This is a genomic window from Streptococcus sp. ELY_90, from assembly GCF_058314475.1.
Genome location: NZ_JBZFUJ010000009.1, coordinates 31941 through 53115, shown reverse-complemented (window position 1 = coordinate 53115; position 21175 = coordinate 31941). Strand labels below are relative to the sequence as shown.

General features: G+C 40.3%; 23 protein-coding genes and 1 pseudogene. 16 read left to right on the top strand and 8 right to left on the bottom strand.

Going from position 1 to position 21175, the window contains the following annotated elements; translation table 11 throughout:
• Positions 1–13: 13 nt before the first annotated feature.
• The 4 genes from mnmL (at position 14) to mnmM (ending at position 2707) form a co-directional block, all read left to right on the top strand.
• A complete protein-coding gene (mnmL, locus tag AC4HAF_RS06785; protein ID WP_491097175.1) occupies positions 14–940 on the top strand; it encodes a tRNA modification radical SAM protein MnmL/YtqA in 927 nt (308 codons plus the stop codon).
• A 1-nt stretch (position 941) separates the two neighbouring features.
• Positions 942–1571, top strand: coding sequence for an ADP-ribosyltransferase (locus AC4HAF_RS06780; protein ID WP_447462128.1), 630 nt, complete (start codon positions 942–944; stop codon positions 1569–1571).
• Between the two features lie 81 nt (positions 1572–1652).
• On the top strand, positions 1653–2099 hold the full coding sequence (locus AC4HAF_RS06775) for a hypothetical protein (protein ID WP_491097174.1): 447 nt from the start codon (positions 1653–1655) through the stop codon (positions 2097–2099).
• Positions 2100–2155: 56 nt separating this feature from the next.
• On the top strand, positions 2156–2707 hold the full coding sequence (gene mnmM, locus AC4HAF_RS06770; RefSeq protein WP_491097173.1) for a tRNA 5-(aminomethyl)-2-thiouridylate-methyltransferase MnmM: 552 nt from the start codon (positions 2156–2158) through the stop codon (positions 2705–2707).
• 422 nt (positions 2708–3129) lie between these two features.
• Here mnmM and AC4HAF_RS06765 read toward each other — a convergent pair whose 3' ends face one another.
• Together AC4HAF_RS06765 and AC4HAF_RS06760 are read right to left on the bottom strand one after the other, a co-directional pair.
• Positions 3130–4086, bottom strand: coding sequence for a 1-phosphofructokinase family hexose kinase (locus AC4HAF_RS06765; protein WP_491097172.1), 957 nt, complete (start codon positions 4084–4086; stop codon positions 3130–3132).
• A 21-nt stretch (positions 4087–4107) separates the two neighbouring features.
• Positions 4108–4857 carry a DeoR/GlpR family DNA-binding transcription regulator gene (locus tag AC4HAF_RS06760; protein ID WP_491097171.1) on the bottom strand — a complete coding sequence of 250 codons (750 nt, stop codon included), beginning with the start codon at positions 4855–4857 and terminating at the stop codon, positions 4108–4110.
• Positions 4858–5036: 179 nt separating this feature from the next.
• Between AC4HAF_RS06760 and AC4HAF_RS06755 the strand changes: the two genes are divergently transcribed.
• The 5 genes from AC4HAF_RS06755 to AC4HAF_RS06735 are packed head-to-tail and all read left to right on the top strand — an operon-like array spanning position 5037 to position 8255.
• The gene (locus AC4HAF_RS06755) at positions 5037–5498 is read left to right on the top strand and encodes a PTS sugar transporter subunit IIA (protein WP_491097170.1); all 462 of its coding nucleotides are present in this window, start codon (positions 5037–5039) and stop codon (positions 5496–5498) included.
• 14 nt (positions 5499–5512) lie between these two features.
• The gene (locus AC4HAF_RS06750; RefSeq protein ID WP_491097169.1) at positions 5513–5839 is read left to right on the top strand and encodes a PTS sugar transporter subunit IIB; all 327 of its coding nucleotides are present in this window, start codon (positions 5513–5515) and stop codon (positions 5837–5839) included.
• A 33-nt stretch (positions 5840–5872) separates the two neighbouring features.
• A complete protein-coding gene (locus AC4HAF_RS06745; RefSeq protein ID WP_027976581.1) occupies positions 5873–7219 on the top strand; it encodes a PTS galactitol transporter subunit IIC in 1347 nt (448 codons plus the stop codon).
• A gap of 23 nt (positions 7220–7242) precedes the next feature.
• A complete protein-coding gene (locus AC4HAF_RS06740; protein ID WP_491097168.1) occupies positions 7243–7440 on the top strand; it encodes a hypothetical protein in 198 nt (65 codons plus the stop codon).
• Positions 7441–7484: 44 nt separating this feature from the next.
• On the top strand, positions 7485–8255 hold the full coding sequence (locus tag AC4HAF_RS06735) for a class II aldolase/adducin family protein (RefSeq protein WP_027976580.1): 771 nt from the start codon (positions 7485–7487) through the stop codon (positions 8253–8255).
• 72 nt (positions 8256–8327) lie between these two features.
• On the opposite strand, the gene AC4HAF_RS06730 is transcribed toward AC4HAF_RS06735, so the two are convergent.
• Positions 8328–9119 carry an ABC transporter ATP-binding protein gene (locus tag AC4HAF_RS06730; RefSeq protein WP_491097167.1) on the bottom strand — a complete coding sequence of 264 codons (792 nt, stop codon included), beginning with the start codon at positions 9117–9119 and terminating at the stop codon, positions 8328–8330.
• Between the two features lie 76 nt (positions 9120–9195).
• Here AC4HAF_RS06730 and AC4HAF_RS06725 point away from each other — a divergent pair, with 76 nt between their 5' ends.
• From AC4HAF_RS06725 to AC4HAF_RS06695, 7 genes and pseudogenes are all read left to right on the top strand, one after another.
• Positions 9196–10290 (top strand): AI-2E family transporter, encoded by a 1095-nt coding sequence (locus tag AC4HAF_RS06725; RefSeq protein ID WP_491091050.1) that lies wholly within the window; start codon positions 9196–9198, stop codon positions 10288–10290.
• Between the two features lie 37 nt (positions 10291–10327).
• Positions 10328–11665 (top strand): hemolysin family protein, encoded by a 1338-nt coding sequence (locus AC4HAF_RS06720; protein WP_491097166.1) that lies wholly within the window; start codon positions 10328–10330, stop codon positions 11663–11665.
• Between the two features lie 73 nt (positions 11666–11738).
• Positions 11739–12530 (top strand): pyruvate formate-lyase-activating protein, encoded by a 792-nt coding sequence (pflA, locus tag AC4HAF_RS06715; RefSeq protein WP_491091046.1) that lies wholly within the window; start codon positions 11739–11741, stop codon positions 12528–12530.
• Between the two features lie 249 nt (positions 12531–12779).
• Positions 12780–13712, top strand: a complete 933-nt coding sequence (locus AC4HAF_RS06710; protein ID WP_491097165.1) for a manganese-dependent inorganic pyrophosphatase — start codon at positions 12780–12782, stop codon at positions 13710–13712.
• A 123-nt stretch (positions 13713–13835) separates the two neighbouring features.
• A pseudogene (locus AC4HAF_RS06705) lies at positions 13836–14328 on the top strand (YiiX/YebB-like N1pC/P60 family cysteine hydrolase).
• Complete coding sequence (locus tag AC4HAF_RS06700; protein ID WP_491097164.1) at positions 14321–14971, top strand: DUF1803 domain-containing protein; 651 nt, start codon at positions 14321–14323, stop codon at positions 14969–14971. Before AC4HAF_RS06705 ends, AC4HAF_RS06700 begins: the two are co-directional and overlap by 8 nt.
• A gap of 67 nt (positions 14972–15038) precedes the next feature.
• Positions 15039–15638: an SAP domain-containing protein gene (locus tag AC4HAF_RS06695; protein WP_491097163.1), complete on the top strand. Its 600-nt coding sequence runs from the start codon at positions 15039–15041 to the stop codon at positions 15636–15638.
• Positions 15639–15789: 151 nt separating this feature from the next.
• On the opposite strand, the gene AC4HAF_RS06690 is transcribed toward AC4HAF_RS06695, so the two are convergent.
• The 5 genes from AC4HAF_RS06690 to AC4HAF_RS06670 form a co-directional block, all read right to left on the bottom strand.
• On the bottom strand, positions 15790–16800 hold the full coding sequence (locus AC4HAF_RS06690) for a FecCD family ABC transporter permease (RefSeq protein WP_491097162.1): 1011 nt from the start codon (positions 16798–16800) through the stop codon (positions 15790–15792).
• Positions 16797–17816 (bottom strand): FecCD family ABC transporter permease, encoded by a 1020-nt coding sequence (locus AC4HAF_RS06685; RefSeq protein ID WP_491097161.1) that lies wholly within the window; start codon positions 17814–17816, stop codon positions 16797–16799. Before AC4HAF_RS06685 ends, AC4HAF_RS06690 begins: the two co-directional genes overlap by 4 nt.
• Before the next feature lie 7 nt (positions 17817–17823).
• Entirely contained in the window at positions 17824–18753 is a 930-nt protein-coding gene (locus AC4HAF_RS06680; RefSeq protein WP_491097160.1) for an ABC transporter substrate-binding protein, read from the bottom strand.
• Between the two features lie 18 nt (positions 18754–18771).
• The gene (locus AC4HAF_RS06675) at positions 18772–19554 is read right to left on the bottom strand and encodes an ABC transporter ATP-binding protein (RefSeq protein ID WP_491097159.1); all 783 of its coding nucleotides are present in this window, start codon (positions 19552–19554) and stop codon (positions 18772–18774) included.
• A gap of 172 nt (positions 19555–19726) precedes the next feature.
• Complete coding sequence (locus AC4HAF_RS06670; RefSeq protein ID WP_491097158.1) at positions 19727–21172, bottom strand: UDP-N-acetylmuramoyl-L-alanyl-D-glutamate--L-lysine ligase; 1446 nt, start codon at positions 21170–21172, stop codon at positions 19727–19729.
• Positions 21173–21175: the final 3 nt, after the last annotated feature.

The following is a 21175-nucleotide window of genomic DNA, read 5'->3' as shown; positions in this document are numbered from 1 at the left end:
TTATAATGAAAATATGGAAAAACGTTACAATACTTTAAATGCTTACTATCGCCGGCTTTTTGGCGAAAAAATCTTTAAAGTGCCTATTGATGCCGGCTTTGACTGTCCTAACCGTGATGGCACAGTAGCCCATGGCGGCTGTACCTTTTGTACGGTATCCGGTTCTGGTGACGCGATTGTGGCACCGGAAGCGCCCATTCGCGACCAATTTTACAAGGAAATTGACTTTATGCACCGCAAGTGGCCGGACGTCAAGCAGTACTTGGTTTATTTTCAAAATTTCACCAATACCCATGACAAAGTGGAGGTTATCCGTGAACGCTATGAGCAAGCAATCAATGAACCGGGAGTGATTGGTGTTAACATTGGAACGCGTCCGGACTGCCTGCCCGATGAGACGGTTGCTTATTTAGCAGAGCTTTCTGAGCGGATGCATGTGACAGTTGAGCTGGGGCTGCAGACAACCTACGAAGAGACCTCGCGGCTGATTAATCGGGCACACAGCTATGACCTGTATGTTGAGACGGTTGAGCGTCTGCGGCAGTTAGCGCCCAAAGCAGAAATTGTCTCCCATCTCATCAACGGCCTGCCCGGTGAAACCCATGAGATGATGCTTGAAAATGTCCGCCGCTGTGTGGCGGACAATGATATTAACGGCATCAAGCTTCATCTTTTGCACCTCATGACCAATACCCGCATGCAGCGCGATTACCACGAGGGACGCCTGCAGCTGCTCAGCCAAGATGAGTATGTCAATATTATCTGTGACCAGCTGGAAATTATCCCTAAAGATATTGTTATTCATCGAATCACAGGAGACGCACCGCGCGATATGCTGATTGGTCCCATGTGGAGCCTCAACAAGTGGGAAGTCCTCAATGCCATTGATGAGGAGATGGAAAGACGCAGAAGTGTGCAAGGGTGTAAGGTGGGAGGATAACATGTCTGAAAATAAGAATAGAAGAAGCTTTGAACTGAACAATCAGAATAGATTATATGAATTAGCATCTGCTTTTCAGCTTGGAAAAAAATGGGATAAACTATCTCCAACAGTTGACAATGTAAAAGAATTTACTCTTGAAAAACTAAATACAGAACCGCCTAAAAATCTCAATGGTGATCCGAATAAGTCTTCTTCGGAGTATTGTCTCGCTTATAATTGTGGTGAAAGATACAATTACAGAATCAGGGATAGAGACTCTGATGATGATTTCAATGATAAAATCAAGAGGTATAGTGATGAAATTAAAAAATATTCAATCAAAGAAAACGTTGTTGTATACAGAGGGATTAGTAAGCTAGTTAAGAATCAAATAGAAGAAGCGGCTAAGGAAATAGATGGAGTTGATCTATATGATCGTGCTTTTTTAAATACAAGTCTTGTAAAAGGATATGAAAAGAACAGTCAGTTTAAATTAAGGGTATTTTTACCAAAAGGGACTTGTGCATTTTATGTGGGAAGCATTACCGGTGAAGACTTCTATGAGGTTATTGTTCAAAAAGGAGCAAAATTGAAAATTGTATCAAAAGATAGTGACTATATCAATTGTATATTGTTAGGTACAGATTAATAATTAAAATCTGAACGGAGAAAGATAGAACACATGATCACCCCCACTCACCTCTCACATAATTTTAGTGAGGAATAAAGTATGCCCTATGATTTAACACTTTTATTGACAGCTGTAATTGCTGGCTTTATGCTATCTTATTCAGTCACATTAGGTGCTTATTTTAATTATTTATTAAGTCATAAAATGTATCAAGGATTTTCGCATTTTTATAGCAAATTTAGGCGGCACACTGCGGTTGTAAATTTATATCAAGCTTGTGTTGGTCTGCAATTTTTCTTGGGACTAACAACACTTTTGCTGACCTCTTATCCAATAACTGTTCGTATTCTGGGTGTTATCCCGCTGATTGTCCTATTGTCCTGCCATCGCCTGACTGGTTTTTCAAAAAGTGAAGAAGAGGTGAACAGCGGTAAACCTATTTCAAATGAGACTAGACAAAATTATTTGAAATGGAATCTGCCGCTTCATTATCTTTATTTTTGTGTTTATTTTATCAGCGCCTTGGCTCAACTTTTACTTCATTAAAACTTGCCAGAATTTTATTCATTATTTTTTCAAAATACAGGAGATGTTTTTTAATTATGATCAAACGTCCGATTCAGCTCTCCCATGAGTTTTTGGCAGAGGTTTTAGATAAAGACAGTATCGCTGTTGATGCGACCATGGGAAATGGCAACGATACGGCTTTTTTAGCAGGGCTGTCTAAAAAAGTCTATGCTTTTGATGTGCAGGAGCAGGCTCTCGCTAAAACTCAGGAACACTTAGCTAATCAGAAACTCACCAATGCAGAGCTAATCTTGGACGGTCATGAAAATCTGAATAAGTACGTCTCTGAGCCTATTCGCGCAGCCATTTTCAACCTGGGCTACCTGCCGAGTGCGGACAAATCTGTGATTACAAAGCCAGACACAACTTTAGCTGCTGTTGAAAAAATTTTAAACCGCTTAGAAATTGGCGGCCGCCTGTCTGTCATGATTTACTATGGGCATGCAGGAGGCGACATGGAAAAAGATGCTGTGCTTGAGTTCATTAGTCAACTGGATCAGCACCTCTTTACAGTCATGCTCTACCAGCCGCTTAACCAAGTCAATACCCCGCCGTTTTTGGTGATGGTGGAGAAGTTGAAAGAGTAGGGCATGAGTGAACAATTAGCTCTTAATTGGTAGTTCTAAAGATAAATAGACTAAAGAACAGTAAAAAATCCTAGTTCAATTAATTAAGGTAATGAATTCCTTTTCTGTTAAACAATTGAATAGTAAAATGAAACAGCGACCTGATTCCTAAATTGTAAGGGAATCAGGTCTTTTCATTTTTTCTCTAGAAACGCTCAGAATCTTAAAATCGGTCATCAAATTCTAACTGTCCATAAACCTTAAAATTTTTGTAGTGGTGAAGTTTTGTTTTGAAATATTCGAAAACACTTTTTCATTGGAACATTTCAAGATGCTTCACAACTCAGTATATCAAAGGCCAATCTTATCTAATAAGAGTATGATAGCTTTTTATTATTGATTGAAAACAGAAAAAGCGTACACGTTGGCACACTTTGATCAAATTAATATTTCGATTTTACTACTGAAACATCTTGATAAACTGAATTAAATACACTATTTTTCAGGAATCCTGTTTTGACATTTAATGCATTAGCAGTTCCTGCTGCGGAACCATATTTTAATACATCAACAAAGGATTTATTTTTATCAATGGCAGATAGGATACCACCAACTGTCGCATCACCGGATCCCTGTGTATTAATAGCGTTAACTTTTGGAAATGTGATTTGATAGAATTCATTTTCGTATTTGATAAGTGATCCGTTCGCTCCTAATGATACAAAAATGATAGGAATATTAGAAAGCAACTCATCAGCCATGATGTTTTTTTGCAGTGTTTCCGCATCAGTGGTTATTTTCGTATTTAGTAATTCAGCAATTTCAGTTTCATTAGGTTTAATGATATCTGGTAGAAAACCTGAATTTAAACAATCTTTTAACGCACTACCGGAAGTATCTAACAAAATTTTTATATTTTGATTTAGTTTTCTTATTTTTTGTATTAAATCAGAATAAAAATAACGCGGACAATCTAGTGGCAGGCTGCCATTAATTGAAATTGCTGTGATATTTTTGGTTTTAACGTAAGATTCAATTTTTGAATCAAGTTCATTTAAAACAGATTGAGCAACGGCTGCTCCTAATTCATTTATTTCTGTTTTCATATTTTCTTTATCTAAAATGACATAGCAGTTTCTGGTTTCATCATTTGTACGGATAAAATCTGATGAGAACTTATCATTTTTTGTTTGGGAAAGGATGTAATCTCCATTCATTCCGCCAATAATGCTGATTGCAGTGGTTTCTGTGCCAAGTATTGCAGAAACTCGTGCAGCGTTAATTCCCTTTCCTCCCACCATTTTGGTTATTAAACTTACCCTGTTTAATTTCCCCGGAGATAATCTATCAACTTTATAGAGGTAGTCTACAGAAGGGTTCATAGTAAGTGTGATAATCATATAAAATTTCCTTTCCAAACATTATAGTATATTTATATATTTTGAGTACTCTTCTTTTTTTATGGGATCCCAGTTATCATCGCTGACTAAAATATCAAATGCTTCCAGAGGAGCAAATGTTATCATATCAGATATTCCAATTTTTGATGTATCTGCTACAATGATTTTTTTATCCGCACAATTCATAGCTGTTAACTGTATACTTCCCTGTGTAGAATTGCTTGTGGTTACTCTATTTTTGCTGATACCATTTGTTGAACAGAGAGCAAAATCAATGTTCAGGTCTTTAAAGGAAGCTTCGGCAATCGGTCCGAGAAACTCACCGGTTTTCTTATAAAACTCACCGGCAGTTAATATGATTTGATTGTCATATTCCAGCAACGCTTGAAAAGCAGGGTAACTGTTTGTGACAAATCGTATGTTTTTGGTTGCTAAATAAGGAATTGCCAAAAGAAGTGTGGTACCTGCACCGAGATATACGGTGGAGTTGCTGGGAATTAAATCACCAAGTTTTTTTCCTATAATATTTTTCTTTTCGACATTAAGCAGCAGTTTCTCATCTGTTGAAAATTCAATGTGTCTTGAACGATCAACAGATAGTGCTCCACCGTGCTCCCGTTTTAGTTTTCCATGTTCTTCTAATTGTTTTAAATCACGGCGAATTGTAACTTCAGACACCCCAGTTATGGCGGCAATCTCAGAGGTTGTCATCATTCCTCCGTTCATATTGATTAAATCAATGATTTTATTCCATCGAATATTTTTTATCACTATCTATACCTCTCGCTATTTATATTTGTTTTTATTATAGTATACAATTAAGTAATAATCAATAAATAATCTATTTCGAAAAAAAACATTCAAAAAAGTTTCGAAAATGATTGACTTATGAATTATTTTGATTATAATTAGAAATGTAAGCGATATCACATTAGAAAGGAGGGATTGTCATGATTAGTGAAATGTTCAAAGAAGATTTGATTGACTTGGACGTCATTGTATCCGATGAAGCGCAGCTGTTTGACCTAATAGGAATGAGGGTTATAGAAAAAGGTGTTGCGGAATTAGGATTCATTACTGGTTTAGAGAAACGAGAGCTATCATACCCGACAGGATTACAATTTCCTGAAATATCAGTTGCATTTCCTCATGTAGATAGTAAGTATATTAAAGAACCATTCATCTATATTGCAAGGAACATTGGTGTTCTAGATATTAGGCAAATGGGGGATGCAGCTGAAATGTCTGCCAGAGATTTCCTGTTTTTAGGAATCAAAGATGGGTCTAAACAGCCACAATTATTAGCAAATATGATGGCAGCATTTCAGGATAGTGAATTTGTAAGTAAATTTAAAAACGTTACAACTAACGAAGAAATGTACAATTTGGTTGTAAGTCGTTTTGAAAATTAAAAAGGAGTATTACTATGAAAACAATTTTAGTGTGTTGTGGTTCGGGTGTTGCCACAAGCCCTCAAGTAACAAATAAAGTAAATGAATATCTGGTTTCGGTAGGAATGGATAGCTATGCTAAAGCAACCCCTAAACCAATTGAAACAGCTAAGTCAACTATCGAAAATGATCCAAGTATTATTGTATATATAGGAATTGCACCAGCGAATAAAGAACTTCAAGAAGTACTTGATGAACATGATGTCGTTGGAATGGTCGGCTTGCCGTGGCTGACAGGTGTGGGACAAGATGAGGCAAACGATCGTATTAAAAAAATTGTTGAAAAATATAAGCAAGCATAACTAAAAATATAGAATTCTCAGGGGGAATTTATTATGAACTGGAATGACATTGTTCAAGCAATATTGGGAGTTGGCTCTACTGTTCTTATTCCTATCTTTATTGCTATCTTAGGTTTAATCTTCGGGATGAAGCCTTCTAAAGCTCTGCTATCAGGACTTTATTTAGGTACTGGTTTTATTGGTATGAGCTTAGCTATTAATCAGTTAACTGCAGCAGTTAGCCCAGCCGCAAAAGCCTTAGCGAAAAACACAGGAATTAATTTGCCGGTTGTTGACTTTGGTTGGACAGGAGCTTCAGCAATCACTTGGGCTTGGCCGCTTGCATTTACATTCTTTGCGGTTGAACTTGGAATTAATTTAGTTATGCTGCTTAGTAAAATGACCAAAACATTAAATGCAGATATGTGGAATGTATGGGGAGTTGCTCTGACTGGTTACATTGTGTATCAATTCTCTGATAATCTTGTTTGGGGATTTATTGTTGCTGGTATTCAGGTCATTATCTCTCTGAAATTGGGAGATATGTGGGCAGATGAAATTAAAGATATGCTAGGTTATGAAGGTGTAACTGTAACACACATTGAAACATTCACTGCTGTTATTATGAGTCCTGTAAATAAGTTAATGGACTATATCCCTGTGTTTAATAAAAAATGGGATGCGGATGCGTTAAAACGTAAAATTGGTATTTTGAGTGAACCTGTCGTGATGGGGGCAATTATTGGCTTGCTTCTAGGGTTGATTGGACAGTATGGGATTGCTAATTCATTGAATCTTGCGGTCACAACTGGTGCTGTAATGGCAATTTTTCCAGTAATGGCTAAATTCTTTATGGATGCATTGACGCCATTTGGTACTACAATGAGTGACTTCATGAAAAAACATGTCAAAGGTCGTGAGTTTGTTATTGGCTTGGATTGGCCAATTGTTGGGCAAAGTACCGAACTTTGGGTAACAATGGTGCTCTTGATTCCTGTATCTATTCTGTTTGCTGCTGTTTTGCCAGGCAATGAAATTCTGCCTCTTGCTGGTGTTATTAATTATTGCCTAGGTGTAGGCGGTCTTTTGCTGACAGGTGGCAATTTACTGAGAATGCTTGTCCTAGGTATTATCTATGAACCACTGTTTTTATATGGATCAACTTATTTTGCAGGTATCTTTACAAAATTGGCCAAGAGCACTGGAGCAATAAATGTTCCTAAAGGGGCAGAAGTTTCGTGGAGTTCTATTGAAGCACCAGATTTCCGTTTCTTAGCAGCTTGGGCGGGCCGTGGTAATGTAATGGCAATTGTTGGTTTTGTGGCACTGTTAGCCTTGTTCTATATTTTGTACAGAGGATTTATGAAAAATCCAATCCCAACAAATAAATACAAAGATTAGTAAATTTTTAGAAGGAACTGAGTATGAATGTAACATCTAAAATATTTTGGACTTTCCTAAGTTTCTTAGCATTTCTATTGTTTATAATGGCTATTTATACAAAGTTATATTGGCTGAATATTTTTGTGATTGTGCTAGGCTTATTAGTAAACAAGCAAGGAATGTCTATTCTGTTCCCTAAAAAATATTTAGAAAAGAAAAATATAGCGTCAGAAAAATGAACGCGATACGTGAATCTAAAGGAAAATAGAAAGGTCGATTAGTTATGAGATATCCAGCAGGTCGTATTCCATTTGAATATGAACGTGAAGATTTGGCAAAAGTTGTAAAAACAGTTATGGATCGCCGTGATACTAATATTGTTGGAGGAAATATCAGTATTCGTGTGACGGACGAAGAAGGAAAAGAATACTACGTAATGACTCCTACAATGATGTCTGAGGCTTATTTGGGTCATTTAACGGCTGATCAAATTTTAGTAATTGAGCCACATACGCGAAAAGTCCTTTCAGGTAATGGTAAGGTCACTCGTGAAATTAATATGCATGAAGCGATTTATGATGTTAATCCAGATATTAAATGTGTATTCCATTCACACGCTGATCAATCAATGTTTTGGGCTACTATCGGGTTAAGTATGCCAAACTTAACAGAAGCAACCCAAAAATTGAAAGAAATTCGGACATTAGACTGGCACCCTATGTGTTCTGAAGAATTGGCAGAATATGTTGCTGAAGAGATTAAAAAAATTGGCGACAAAGCCTTACGAAATGGCTTCTTATTAAATTCTCACGGTACTTTGTTTACATCTGGCGGGAAAAATATGGATCCAATTACAGCTTTACATAAATCTTTAGCAGATGTTGATATCACAGAATGGAATTCTAAAGTAGCGTATGAACAAACTGTTTTACAACATAAAGGTGTACTGGATGGTTATTATTCAGAAGGTGTTAAAATTGGAACATGGGAAGATGTTAAAGCTGGTGAAGCTTTGTATAATACAGTAACTGTTCAAAATAAAAATGGGGATTAATAATACCTGTTAATGTTTAATCTGTTGCTAAAAAAATACCCATTGCAATTCAAGCAATGGGTATTTTAAACTTTATTTAACTGAGACTTCCGGCTTAATGAAGAAGCGCTCCTCATCAATAGGAATAATTTTAACATGGTTGTCGTAGAAATCGGATAGAACTTCTTGGGTGATGATGTCTTCTTTTTTGCCTTGGGCAACAATTTTGCCTTTCTTCAAAAGCAGAATATGATCCATGGTGCCGGTAATTTCCTCAGCATGGTGGGTGACATACAAAATTAGGGGAGAATGCGGCAGTTTAGCAATCAGGTCAACTTGCTGGAGCAGTTTTTCTCTGGCAAAGAGATCAAGTCCGCTCGTTGCTTCATCTAAGATGATGATTTCCGGCTCTTCCATTAGACTTCTGGCAATCAAGAGGAGTTGTTTTTCGCCTTGTGACAGGTTGGCATAAGAACGGCCAAGCAGGTGCTCGCCGCCGATTGATTTCAGCATGTCACGCGCTTCGTCCAGCTCTTTATCCCCGTAAACTTTATAGAGGATGCTGGATTTGTATTTTCCGGTCAGGACAATTTTTTCAGCCAGCATATTTTTAGGCAGCCGCTCAGCAATAAAGGAGCCGACAACACCAATTTTAGTCCGCATATCGGGGATATTTCCCTGTCCGAATTTGGTACCTAAAACTTCAACCTGACCGTCGGAAGACCAGTACTCAGCCATAATCAGTTTCAGTAAGGTTGTCTTGCCGGAGCCATTGAGTCCCAAAATGGCCCAGTGTTCTCCCTTATTAACCTGCCAGTTCAGATTGCTAAGGAGGGTCTTGCCCTGTCTTTTTAAACTTACATTTTTCATTGAAATAAGTGCCATCTTTTACCTCTTTGTCGTTTAATTGTTATTTATTATAACACAAAAATATGTTAAAATAAGCGCAAAAGGAGGGATTATGTTTAAGAACAACAGACTATTTTTTTGGACAGTAGAAGTTTTGCTGCTGACCTTGATTCTTTTTACCTGGCGGCAGATGGGAAGTCTTCTCAGCCCTTTTTTCAGTGTTGCTAAGACATTCTTTATGCCCTTCTTACTGGGCGGTTTTCTCTATTACATTACCGATCCCATTGTTACCTTCTTAGAAAATCATTTTAAAATGAAACGGCTTTGGGGCATCTTGATTATCTTTGTTGCCTTAATTTCTTTGATGGTTTTCTCAATTACCAGCTTGATTCCTAATCTGATCAATCAGCTGACAGACTTGATATCGGCCAGTCAGAATATTTATGTGGGACTGCAGGATTTGGTCAATGAATGGAAAGATAATCCGGCCTTTAAAAATATTGACATTAACGATCTTTTGAAACAATTTAATCTGTCTTATGTGGATATTTTGGAAAATGTTCTCAACAGTGTGACTGTCAGTGTTTCCAGTATCGTTTCGATGATTACAAATGCTGTGATGATTTTGATTCTGACACCGGTTGTTTTATTTTACCTGTTAAAAGATGGCGAAGGGCTTTTGCCCATGCTGGAGCGCTCCATTCTGAAAAACGATACGCATAATATCAGCAAGCTTATGGGACAGATGAATAAGACGATTTCACGCTATATCAGCGGTGTTGCCATTGACGCGGCCTTTATTTTCGTCTTTGCCCTGATCGGCTACCATTTCATGGGCATTCAGTACGCCTTTCTCTTTGCCTTGGTTGCCGGAGTGACCAATGTTGTTCCTTATGTCGGTCCCTATTTAGGATTGACACCGGTTGTTTTAGCCTATGTTGCCAGCGACCCTCAAAAAATGATTATTGCTATTATCTATATCATGACTCTTCAGCAGATTGACGGCAATATTGTTTATCCGCGTGTGGTTGGCAGTGCTATGAAAATTCACCCTCTGACCATCATGGTGCTTTTGGTCTTGGGCAGCAATATTGCCGGGCTCGTCGGCATGTTAGTTGCGGTTCCGGCCTATGCTATTATTAAGGAAATCGTCAAATTCATCGCCGGTGTTTATGAGTATCACAAGAAAAATAAAATTATGTTATAATAGACTGACTATATATCATTTAGGAGAAAAATAACCAATGGAAGACCCTGGTAGTCAACCCTTAATTTTACAATTCTTAATACTGCTTATTTTGACACTTTGCAACGCCTTTTTCTCAGCCACAGAAATGGCTCTGGTATCGTTAAACCGTGCGCGCGTTGAACAAAAAGCTGAAGAAGGTGAAAAAAAATATATCCGTCTTTTGAGAGTTTTAGAAAAGCCGAATCATTTTCTCTCAACGATTCAAGTTGGCATCACCCTCATCACCCTTTTATCCGGAGCAAGTTTAGCGGATTCTTTGGGGCGTGAGATTGCTGTCTGGTTTGGCAATTCGACAACAGCACGAACTGCCGGCAGTATCATTGCCCTTGCGTTTTTGACCTATATTTCGATTGTCTTAGGAGAGCTGTATCCCAAGCGCATTGCCATGAATCTAAAGGACGGTCTGGCCATCTATTCAGCTCCGATTATTATTTTTCTGGGGAAACTCGTCAGTCCTTTTGTCTGGCTCCTGTCGGCTTCAACGAATCTGCTGAGCCGAATAACGCCCATGACTTTTGATGATGCCGATGAAAAAATGACGCGTGATGAAATCGAATATATGCTGACAAACAGTGAAGAAACGCTGGATGCCGATGAAATCGAAATGCTGCAGGGCGTCTTTTCGCTTGATGAGCTGATGGCGCGTGAAGTCATGGTGCCTCGGACTGACGCTTTCATGGTAGACATCAATGATGATACCGGCGATATTATTCAGGCTATTTTAAATGAACGGTTTTCCCGTATTCCTGTCTATGACGGGGATAAGGATAAAATTATCGGTCTTATCCATACAAAACGGCTGCTCGATGCCGGTTTCAAAGAAGGATTTGATCATATCAACCTGCGCCGTATCTTGCAGGAGCCGCTTTTTGTGCCGGAAACTATTTTTGTCAATGACCTTTTGACAGCTCTGAAAAACACCCAAAATCAAATGGCCATTCTGCTGGATGAATACGGCGGTGTGGCAGGCTTGGTGACGCTTGAGGACCTGTTAGAAGAAATTGTCGGTGAAATTGACGATGAAACGGATAAGGCTGCGGTTTCTGTCCGTGAGATTGCAGACCATACTTATATCGTTCTTGGAACGATGACGCTTAATGACTTCAATGAATATTTTGAAACTGACCTTGAAAGTGATGATGTTGACACGATTGCCGGCTTTTACCTGACCGGTGTCGGCACCATTCCAAGTCAGGATGAAAAAGAACATTTCATTGTTGACAGCAACAATAAACATCTGGAGCTGATCAATGATAAGGTTAAAGACGGTCGGATAACCAAACTGAAATTGCTGGTGAGTGAAATTGAAGAAGCAGAAGATGAAAAAGACTAAACAGAATGTTAGTCTTTTTTTTGTTTAAAGTGTTATAATAAAAATAAGAAAAACGTTTACAAGGAAGAAAATCATGACAGAAGAAATTGATTATAGAAAAGTAACCGGACTTGTTCATTCAACAGAATCATTTGGTTCAGTTGACGGTCCGGGCGTGCGTTTTGTCGTTTTTATGCAAGGCTGCCAAATGCGGTGCCAGTATTGCCACAACCCAGATACCTGGGCATTGACCAATGACAGAGCAACAGAAAGAACAGCCGAAGATGTTTTGGAAGAAGCTTTGCGTTTCAAGGGATTTTGGGGCGATAAGGGAGGCATCACAGTTTCCGGCGGTGAGGCAACCCTCCAAATTGACTTTTTGATTGCCCTTTTTACCTTGGCTAAGGAAAAAGGGATTCATACAACTTTGGATACCTGTGCGCTTACTTTCAGAAATACGCCCAGCTATCTGGAAAAATACAATAAGCTGATGGCAGTAACCGATCTGGTGCTTTTGGATATCAAGGAAATCGATCCCAAACAGCATAAGATTGTTACCGGTCACGGCAACAAAACGATTCTGGCCTGTGCCCGATACTTATCTGATATCGGCAAACCTGTCTGGATTCGCCACGTTTTAGTGCCCGGTCTGACAGACCGCGATGACGATTTGATTAAGCTGGGTGAGTTTGTTAAGACCTTGAAAAATGTCGAACGCTTTGAAGTGCTGCCTTATCACACAATGGGAGTATTCAAGTGGCGTGAACTGGGCATTCCTTATGCTCTGGAAGGTGTTAAGCCGCCGACGCCGGACCGCGTCCGCAATGCCAAAGAACTCATGCATACAGAAACTTACGAAGAATACAAACGCAGAATAAACGGTTAAGAAGGCCAATGCTGACAGCCTAAAAAGCAGCTGGTCGCTGCTTTGCTGCGGAACTGTCTGAAGACAAGCCCCTTGACGTATTTTATGCTTATAAGTGATTGTAAAAAAGAGACCGGAATGATGATTTCCGGTCTTTTTAGTGTTCCTTAAACAACAGCTGGAATCCTTCAATATCCCAACTAAAGCTTCTTTTGCTTAATGGCATCAAATTTGGTAAAATGAGATGAATAACAAAAATGAGGTAATATTATGTCTAAAATTTTAGTTTTTGGTCACCAAAATCCTGATACAGATGCTATCGGTTCATCCGTTGCTTATGCTCATTTAAAAGCTCAGCTTGGTTTGGACACTGAAGCCGTTGCTCTTGGAGCTCCTAATGAAGAAACAGCTTTTGTACTTGATTATTTTGGCGTGGAAGCACCGCGTGTGGTTACGTCTGCTAAAGCAGAAGGGGCAGAACAGGTTATTTTAACCGACCATAATGAATTTCAGCAGTCTATCGCTGATATTCGTGATGTTGAAGTGATTGAAGTGGTTGACCACCATCGTGTTGCCAACTTTGAAACAGCAAATCCTCTCTACATGCGTTTAGAGCCGGTTGGGTCTGCATCATCTATTGTTTACCGCCTTTATAAGGAAAATGATGTGGCTATTCCAAAAGAAATTGCAGGGCTGATGCTGTCAGGCTTGATTTCAGATACTCTTTTGCTGAAATCTCCAACGACTCATGCTTCTGATCCGTCTGTTGCCGAAGAGTTGGCTAAGCTTGCCGGTGTTGATCTGCAGGAATATGGTCTGGCGATGCTTAAAGCCGGTACCAATTTGGCCAGCAAATCTGCGGAAGAATTGATTGATATTGATGCTAAAACCTTTGAGTTGAACGGCAATCAGGTACGTGTTGCACAGGTGAATACAGTTGATATTCCTGAAGTTTTAGACCGTCAGGCCGAAATTGAAGCCGCGATTGCCGCTTCACAGACTGCCAATGGCTATTCCGATTTTGTCTTGATGATTACTGATATTGTCAACTCAAATTCAGAAATCTTAGCTTTGGGTGCCAACACAGATAAGGTTGAAGCAGCTTTCAATTTTAAGCTTGAAAATAATCATGCTTTTCTTGAAGGAGCTGTGTCGCGTAAGAAACAAGTGGTGCCTCAGCTGACTGAAAGTTTCAATGCTTAGTATAATGATAGAATAGATAAGAAAGCTAGAACGTATGTTTTGGCTTTTTTACTTTGTAAAAACACTGAATGGCAGCAGCGTTGCTTTTTCTGCCAACAGTTTATTTTATGATACAATAGAACTATGAAAATTCAAGATTTACAAAGCGGAGACTTGCTTTTTACGGCAGATCAGTCTGATATAGCTCAGGCCATTAAGGCGGCAACGGGAAAATATAATCATGTTGCTATTTATTTGGAGGGTGAACTCTATCATGCAACAAGATTTAGCGGCGTTTTTAGCTGACGAAGACCAAACAGTTTTTGTTTACCGCTATCCGCAGATTGACACACAGGCCGTTTACCTTGAAGCTCAAAAGCACCTGGGCAAGCCTTATAATATCAGCTTTTATCCGACAGCTCAGGCTTTTTACTGCTCGCAGTACATTGCAGAGATTCTGCCGATTTTTGAGACCATTCCCATGCAGTTTGGCGATGAGGAAAAGCCTATTTCTGATTTCTGGCAGGCCTACTATGATGATTTGAGGCTGGCTGTGCCTTTAAATCAAGCGGGAACTAATCCCAGTCAGCTGGCTCGGTCTGAGCGTTTAGTTTATGTAGGAGAGCTTGATGATTAAAATTTATAATGGCAGCAAATTAACGCGCCAGCCGTTTTTTCAAGAACTCATTCAATACCTGGAGGAGCATGACGATGTGACTCTGCGCCAGATTAAAAGAGAATTTCCGCAGGAGGAGCACTTGGAGCGCTCGATTGAAAATTACGTTCAGGCAGGCTATATTTTGCGGGAAAATAAGCGCTACAGCAATGCCTTCGAGCTTTTGGAAAGTCTGGATGGTCTGACACTGGACAGCCAGATTTTTGTGGATGACAGCAGTCCTCTTTATCAGGAGCTGCTGGCTGTGACTTTTGAAACACGTCTAACTAATCAGACCAATGCAGCTGTGCTGCTTGAAAAAACGACCATTACCAGAGATAGTCTGACACTGTCCAACTACTTTTTTAAGCTGAAAGAAAAGCTGCCTTTGTCAGCAGAACAAAAATGGCTCTACCATTTACTTGGAGATGTCAATCCCGAATACGCCCTCAAATACATGACGGCTTTCCTGCTGAAATTCGGCAGAAAAGATGAAGTCGCTCAAAAGCGCCCTGATATTTTTGTTCAAGCTTTGGAATTATTAGGCTATATTGAAAAAAATCAGCAGGGCAAATATGAGCTGAAGCTGTCTTTTGATAAGGATAAATTGGTTTTTGAAAGCTAAAAAAGCGCTGTGCTTAGTATGTCGGCCTTGGTGCGGGAGATTTGGAAAAAAGCAAAGGTGAGGTGTTATGAAACGTCCGGAATTTTCTCAGATACAGAGTTATGAGGAATTTAGCCGCTATTATTGGTACCGAAAGGAGCTGTCACAGATTTGCCGGCAGCTCGGTTTGGCTCATACAGGAACCAAGCAGGAATTAAATGATGTTATTGCTGCTTACTTTAGGGGAACTAAGGCTAAGCCTTCTCGCCATAAACTCCCCCCAAAGCAATCAGCGGTTGCTTTAGACAGTCCTTTGCTGAGTTGCGGTTTCTCATTTAATCAGGCCTTTCGGGATTATTTCAGTCGGCAAACCGGCATTCATCCCTTTAAATTCACTGCGGATATGGCAACAGCTTGGCGCAAGGTCAAGGCTGACAACGATAGGAATTTTACTGTTCAAGATATGCTGGATATTTACTATGGGAAAAAGAATCCGGATTATGCTCCTTATGACAATCGTGTTTGCCAATGGAACCAGTTTTACAAAGATTTCTGTGCTGATCCGCAAAATAGATCATGCAAAAATAAGATGCAAAAGGCAGCCATTTTATGGCAGGAAATTAAAAAGACTGACAGAGCAAAAGTCTATTCCTCAGATTTGCTGCTGACCTATCAACAGCTGCTGTAAGGCAGAGCGCTGAGTTTTATGACTGCCAGTTTTGGCTGATAAAATAAGATATAATTTTAATTGTGGTTAATGAGAACTAAAAATAAGCGGATCAAACAGTTGCTAGAGCTGTCTGTTCCGCTTATTTTTTAGTAATTAATTGTTGATTATCTTAACTGTGCACGTCAGCCTTTGTCATCAAATAAAGAAAATAAGGAGCTCCTAAAACAGAGACGATAAGTCCTGTCGGAATACCTGTACCAATCAGAAAAACACGTCCAATGGTATCCGCAAGAAGCAAAATAATCATTCCGACCAGCATGGCACCTGGCAGGCTGACAAAGTGGTTATTCCCCAGAATTCTTCTTGTGATATGCCCTGCAACTAGGCCGATAAAAGTGATGTTGCCGACTAATATAACACTGAGGGCTGCTAGACTTGTAGCCAGAATCAGCGTTATCAGACGTTCTCTTTGCAGCTTTAAGCCCAGTGCCAGAGCTGTGTGATCGTTTAAACTCATAATATTGAGGGTCTGGCTGCGGCTGCAGCTGACTGCCCAAAGAAGCAGTAAGAAAGGAGAGAGGATTGCTAAGGTTGTCCAGTTGTCACCGCTGAAGCGGCCGCTCAGCCAGCTGATAATATAATCTACCTTGTAGCGATCAATACTGCCGACAATAGAAACCATGGTTCTTGACAGCATGGTAGAGACACCAACTCCCGTGATGATAAGACGGGCAGGGCTGATATTATTATTTTTCTTGCGTGCTATGAAATAAACGAGTAAGATAGTCAAGCAACCACCTAACATAGCAATTACTGGTAAAAAACTGATAACCAAATGACTTTCGATATTAAAATAGGAAATAGTCAAGGTAATGACCATTCCGGCACCAGTATTGATACCTAAAATGCCTGAATCGGCTAAGGGATTATGCGTCAGTGTTTGTAAAAGCATACCGCTTAAAGCTAAGGAAGCACCTGCCAGCAGAGCAACAAGGACTCTGGGCAGCCGGACTTTAACAATAATCATCGTCAAAGCACTGTCGGCTTGCCCCAGCAAAGCACTTAGCACCTCAAAAGCAGAAAAGCTGCTCTCTCCGATAGTGAGGGACATAACTGTCAGTATCAGAAGCAAAAGGATCAGCAGCATGAAAATCTGCTTTGTCTGCAGCTGTTTTTTCATAAATGCTGCCCCCTTCTAATCAGCCATAAAAAGCAAGGAAGGCCGATAATACTGATAACAGCACTTAAGGGGGTTTCATAGCCGGGATTGACCGTTCGGCAGACCAGATCTGCCCAAAGCATGAAAACAGCTCCTAAAAAGGCTGTCAAAGGGAGAAGATAGCGGTAATTTCTGCCGATAAACATTCGGATGAAGTGGGGGATAATCAGGCCAACGAAAGCAACAGAGCCGACCAAGGCAACAGCAGAGGCAGACAGAAGCAGGACAATTCCCAAGAGGAACAGCGTCATTAAAAAGGTTCTTTGCCCCAGTGCTTTGGCTACCGTTTCGTTGAGGCTTAAAACAGTCAGCTGATGGGAGAAAAACTGTGCTAAGACCAAACCGATAAGGATAAAGGGAGCGATAATTCGAATCATAGCCCAATTGGTAGCGACCAAGCCGCCGGCCTGCCAGCCGACAATGGCTGTTGATAAATTGAAGTAAATCGTAATGGCTTGACCAAAAGCATTGAACAGTGTTGAGATCATGGCTCCAGCTAAGATCAAGCGCAGCTGATTGTAGCCTTTTTGGGGCGTATAGGACAAGGAAAAAACAAGAACAGCTGCAGCCCCTGCTCCCAGCAAACAAATGAGCAGAATAACACTATAGTGCAAATGCCTGAAAAAAGCATAGCCGATGACCAAGGCCAGTCCCGCTCCGGCATTGATACCGAGCAGTCCGGGATCCGCAATTGGATTTCTGGTTACTCCCTGCATGATACTGCCGGCAATTGCCATAGCAGCTCCAACCAGAAGGGCTGCAACGATTCGCGGAACTCTGACATCAATAAGGACATCCTGCACAGCAGATGAGGTAAGAGGGTGACTCAACGTTTTTATCAAGGCTTCATTTGAATAGCTGACAGCACCGAATTTCAAGCTGCAGTATAAGCCGCTGATAAAAAGGAGTAAAATAACGAAAAAAACAAGCCAAAAATTCTTTGGCTTATCTTCTTGAGCAACTGATTTCATAAGCATTTCAACCTCATTGAGCCGCTTTTAAAATGCCCTTTTGGAGAGTCTTCAGTTCATACTCAAGTGTCATCGGATCGCTAAAGTAAAAGGCATTGGCGTTAACCTTGATAACATGGCCTTTTTTGACCGCAGGAATATTTTTCCAGAGATCGCTTTCATAGAGCGATGCGCCTGTTTTTTTATCCTCTGCGGCAACAATGACATAATCATCAATATAGTCGCCGATGACTTCCTGTGAAGCGGACAGGTAGCCTTCCGGGAAGACTTCTTTAGCGACCTTGTCAGGTGCTTTAAAACCGAGGGCTTGGTAGATCACTTCACCGCCGCGGCCCCAATTATTGCCGAAAAGATAGATTTCCTTTTCAAAGAGTCCCATAACCGTAAATTTAGCGTCGCTGCCAACAGCTTCGGTCAGTTTTTTCTTGGCTTTGGCGGTCTTTACTTTCCAGGCAGTGCGCCATTGTTTGGTCTCTTTTTCTTTATTGAAAATTCTGCCAAAGTCAGAGAAAACATCAAGGTAATTGCGCTTGCCGTATTCGATGGAAATAACAGGAGCAATTTCCTTTAATTGGTCAATTTTTTCTTCGGTTGAGCCGACCACGATTAAATCAGGCTTGAGAGCAGCAATAGCTTCAAGGTCTGATGAGGTTACTTGCTTGGCTTTTTTAACCTTATCTTTAAGAACAGGATTTTTCTTATCATAAGATGAAACGCCGACAAGATTTTGATCGAGTTTCAAAAGATAACCGGTGTAGGTAGAGGTGATGCTGACCACGCGCTTGGGTGACTGAGGCACCTTGCCGTAATAAGTAACACCGGAAATTTTAGGCATGCTGGAAACAGCAGCTTTATCGGATGATTTTGAAGTATTGCCGCAGGCAGCAAGGATAAGTGCAGCAGCGAATGTCATCAAAAGGGCGAAAACTTTTTTAAAGTTCATGTATTGTCTCCTAAAAATCTATATTAGCTGATAAGTCAGCAGAACAGGGCGTTTGTGGATAGGGTCTTCAATAATCTGAGCATCGATTTGAAAAATATCTCTTAAAACAGGAGCAGTCATTATTTCTTTGACCTCTCCCTGATACTTGATGCTGCCGTTTTTCATAGCAACAAGGCAGTCAGAAAACCGGGCGGATAAGTTTAAGTCGTGCAAAACCATAACAATTGTTTTTTGCGTTTGACGGTTGAGCCTTTGCAGGAGCTCTAAAATCTCCAGCTGATGGTTCATATCAAGGTAAGTCGTCGGCTCGTCAAGAAAAATCGTATCGGTATCTTGGGCGAGTGCCATGGCAATCCAGACACGCTGCCTTTGACCGCCGGAAAGACTGTCAACATCAAGTTTAGCGAATTCCACAACTTTAGTGACTTCCATAGCCCAGTGGATTTTATCCCTATCGTGCTTAGTAAGATTTCCCAGATATTTTTGATGAGGAAATCTTCCGTATGAGATTAATTCATAGACTGAAATCCCTTCGGTTGCTTCTAAAACCTGAGGAAGCAGGGCCAGTTTTTTGGCTACTTCTTTGGTCGGGAGCTGTGCGATGGCTTGACCGTCAAGAAGAATCTGTCCCTTGTTGATGGCCTGAATGCGGGTCAGAGCCTTTAATAAGGTTGATTTGCCGCAGCCATTGGCACCGATGATGGTTGTGATTTTTTGATGAGGAATCTGCAGTGATAAATCATCAATCACAACCGTTTGATCATAAGCAACCTGAATGGATTCAGCACGAACATCAGACATGTTTAGCCTCCTTTCTTCAAAATTATGACTATTATAGCATAGAAAAAAGGCTTAAAAAAGCCTTTTTAAACAGGTAATCGGAATTTTTTAACGAAGCGGCTGCTTGTTTAGAATCATTTAAATCACTGCTTAAAATGATTCTTATTAAACCATGTCAGATGATTTTTAAAACTCAAAGATAGGTCTTGGCAACCTCAATATCACCAGCATAATCAGAGCGCTGATTGTTGACAATTTGAAAGGCATCAGCTCCCTTTCCTGCTATAATCACAGCATCTTTTTCAGAAGCTGTCAAAGTCATAGCTTTTTGAATGGCTTTTTCGCGGTCAACAATAATATCTACAGGACGTTTGATGTGGCCTGCAATTTCCTGGCAGATCTCAAAAGGATCTTCCTTGTTGGGATCGTCGGCTGTCAGAATCACAGTCAGGTCAGGATGCTGATTGATGATGCGGCCGAAATCTTTACGCCGGCTTTCTCCCTTGTTTCCGGGAGCCCCAAGAATCAGAATCAGCTTGCCTTTTTGGTGCTCTTCGACAACCGACAGCAGTTTTTCAAGGCTGTCACCGTTGTGCGCATAATCCACAAAAACCTTGGCGCCATTGCTTTGAGTCAATACTTCCATACGTCCGGGAACTCTTGTTTGGGCAATGCCTTTTTGAATATCAAGCAGACTGGCTCCCAGCTCTAGACAGGCAAGGCCTGCGGCTAAGGCATTTTCCTGATTAAAAGAACCGATTAGCTGGATATCATAATGCCCTTTTAGTTTTCCTGTCAGATCAAAGGAAAAGGCCTGAGCGTTTTCAATCTGATTGCTTGATTGGCGCCCGTAAAAATCATGGGGTTTGTGAGCGAATTGGGCCTTGATAAGTTCAAAATGATCCATCTGACTGTTGACAACGACATAACGGCTGTTTTCAAGCAGGAGCCGCTTATGGTAAAAATAATCTTCAAAGCTTGGATGTTCAATCGGTCCGATATGGTCAGGACTGATATTCAGAAAAACTCCGACATCAAAGGTCAAACCGTAGACTCTGTCGGTCAGATAGGCCTGGCTGGATACTTCCATAATCAAATGGGTCATTCCATTATCAACAGCCTCAGCCATCATCTTAAAAAGATCCAGACTTTCAGGTGTGGTTAATTTAGATTTGAAAAAGGTATGGCCGTCAAGTGTTGTATTCATGGTTGAAAGCATGGCCGGACGGTGGCTTTGCTTTAGTATGTTATAGGCAAAATAAGCTGCGGTTGTCTTGCCCTTGGTTCCGGTAAAAGCAAGAAGTTTTAACTTTTCCTGAGGATTGCCGTAAAAAGCCATAGCTACAAGGCTCATAGCCTTTTTAATATCATTAACGATAATGGCCGGAATGCCAACCTGATAGTCTTTTTGGGCAAGGTAAAAAGGCAGCCCTTTTTGCACGGCAGCTGTAAGATATTCCTTTTTAAAATGAAGCCCTTTGGCAAAAAAGAGGGTGCTGCTGCTAACATCTCTGCTGTCATAAGAGATATGGCTGAAAGTGAAATCAGGATAATCATTCAGGTAGTGCTCTGTGTCAATAATTTCACGAAAGTTGCCGTCATCTTTGAGAATACTGAGTGTCTTCTTTAATGTAATCATACC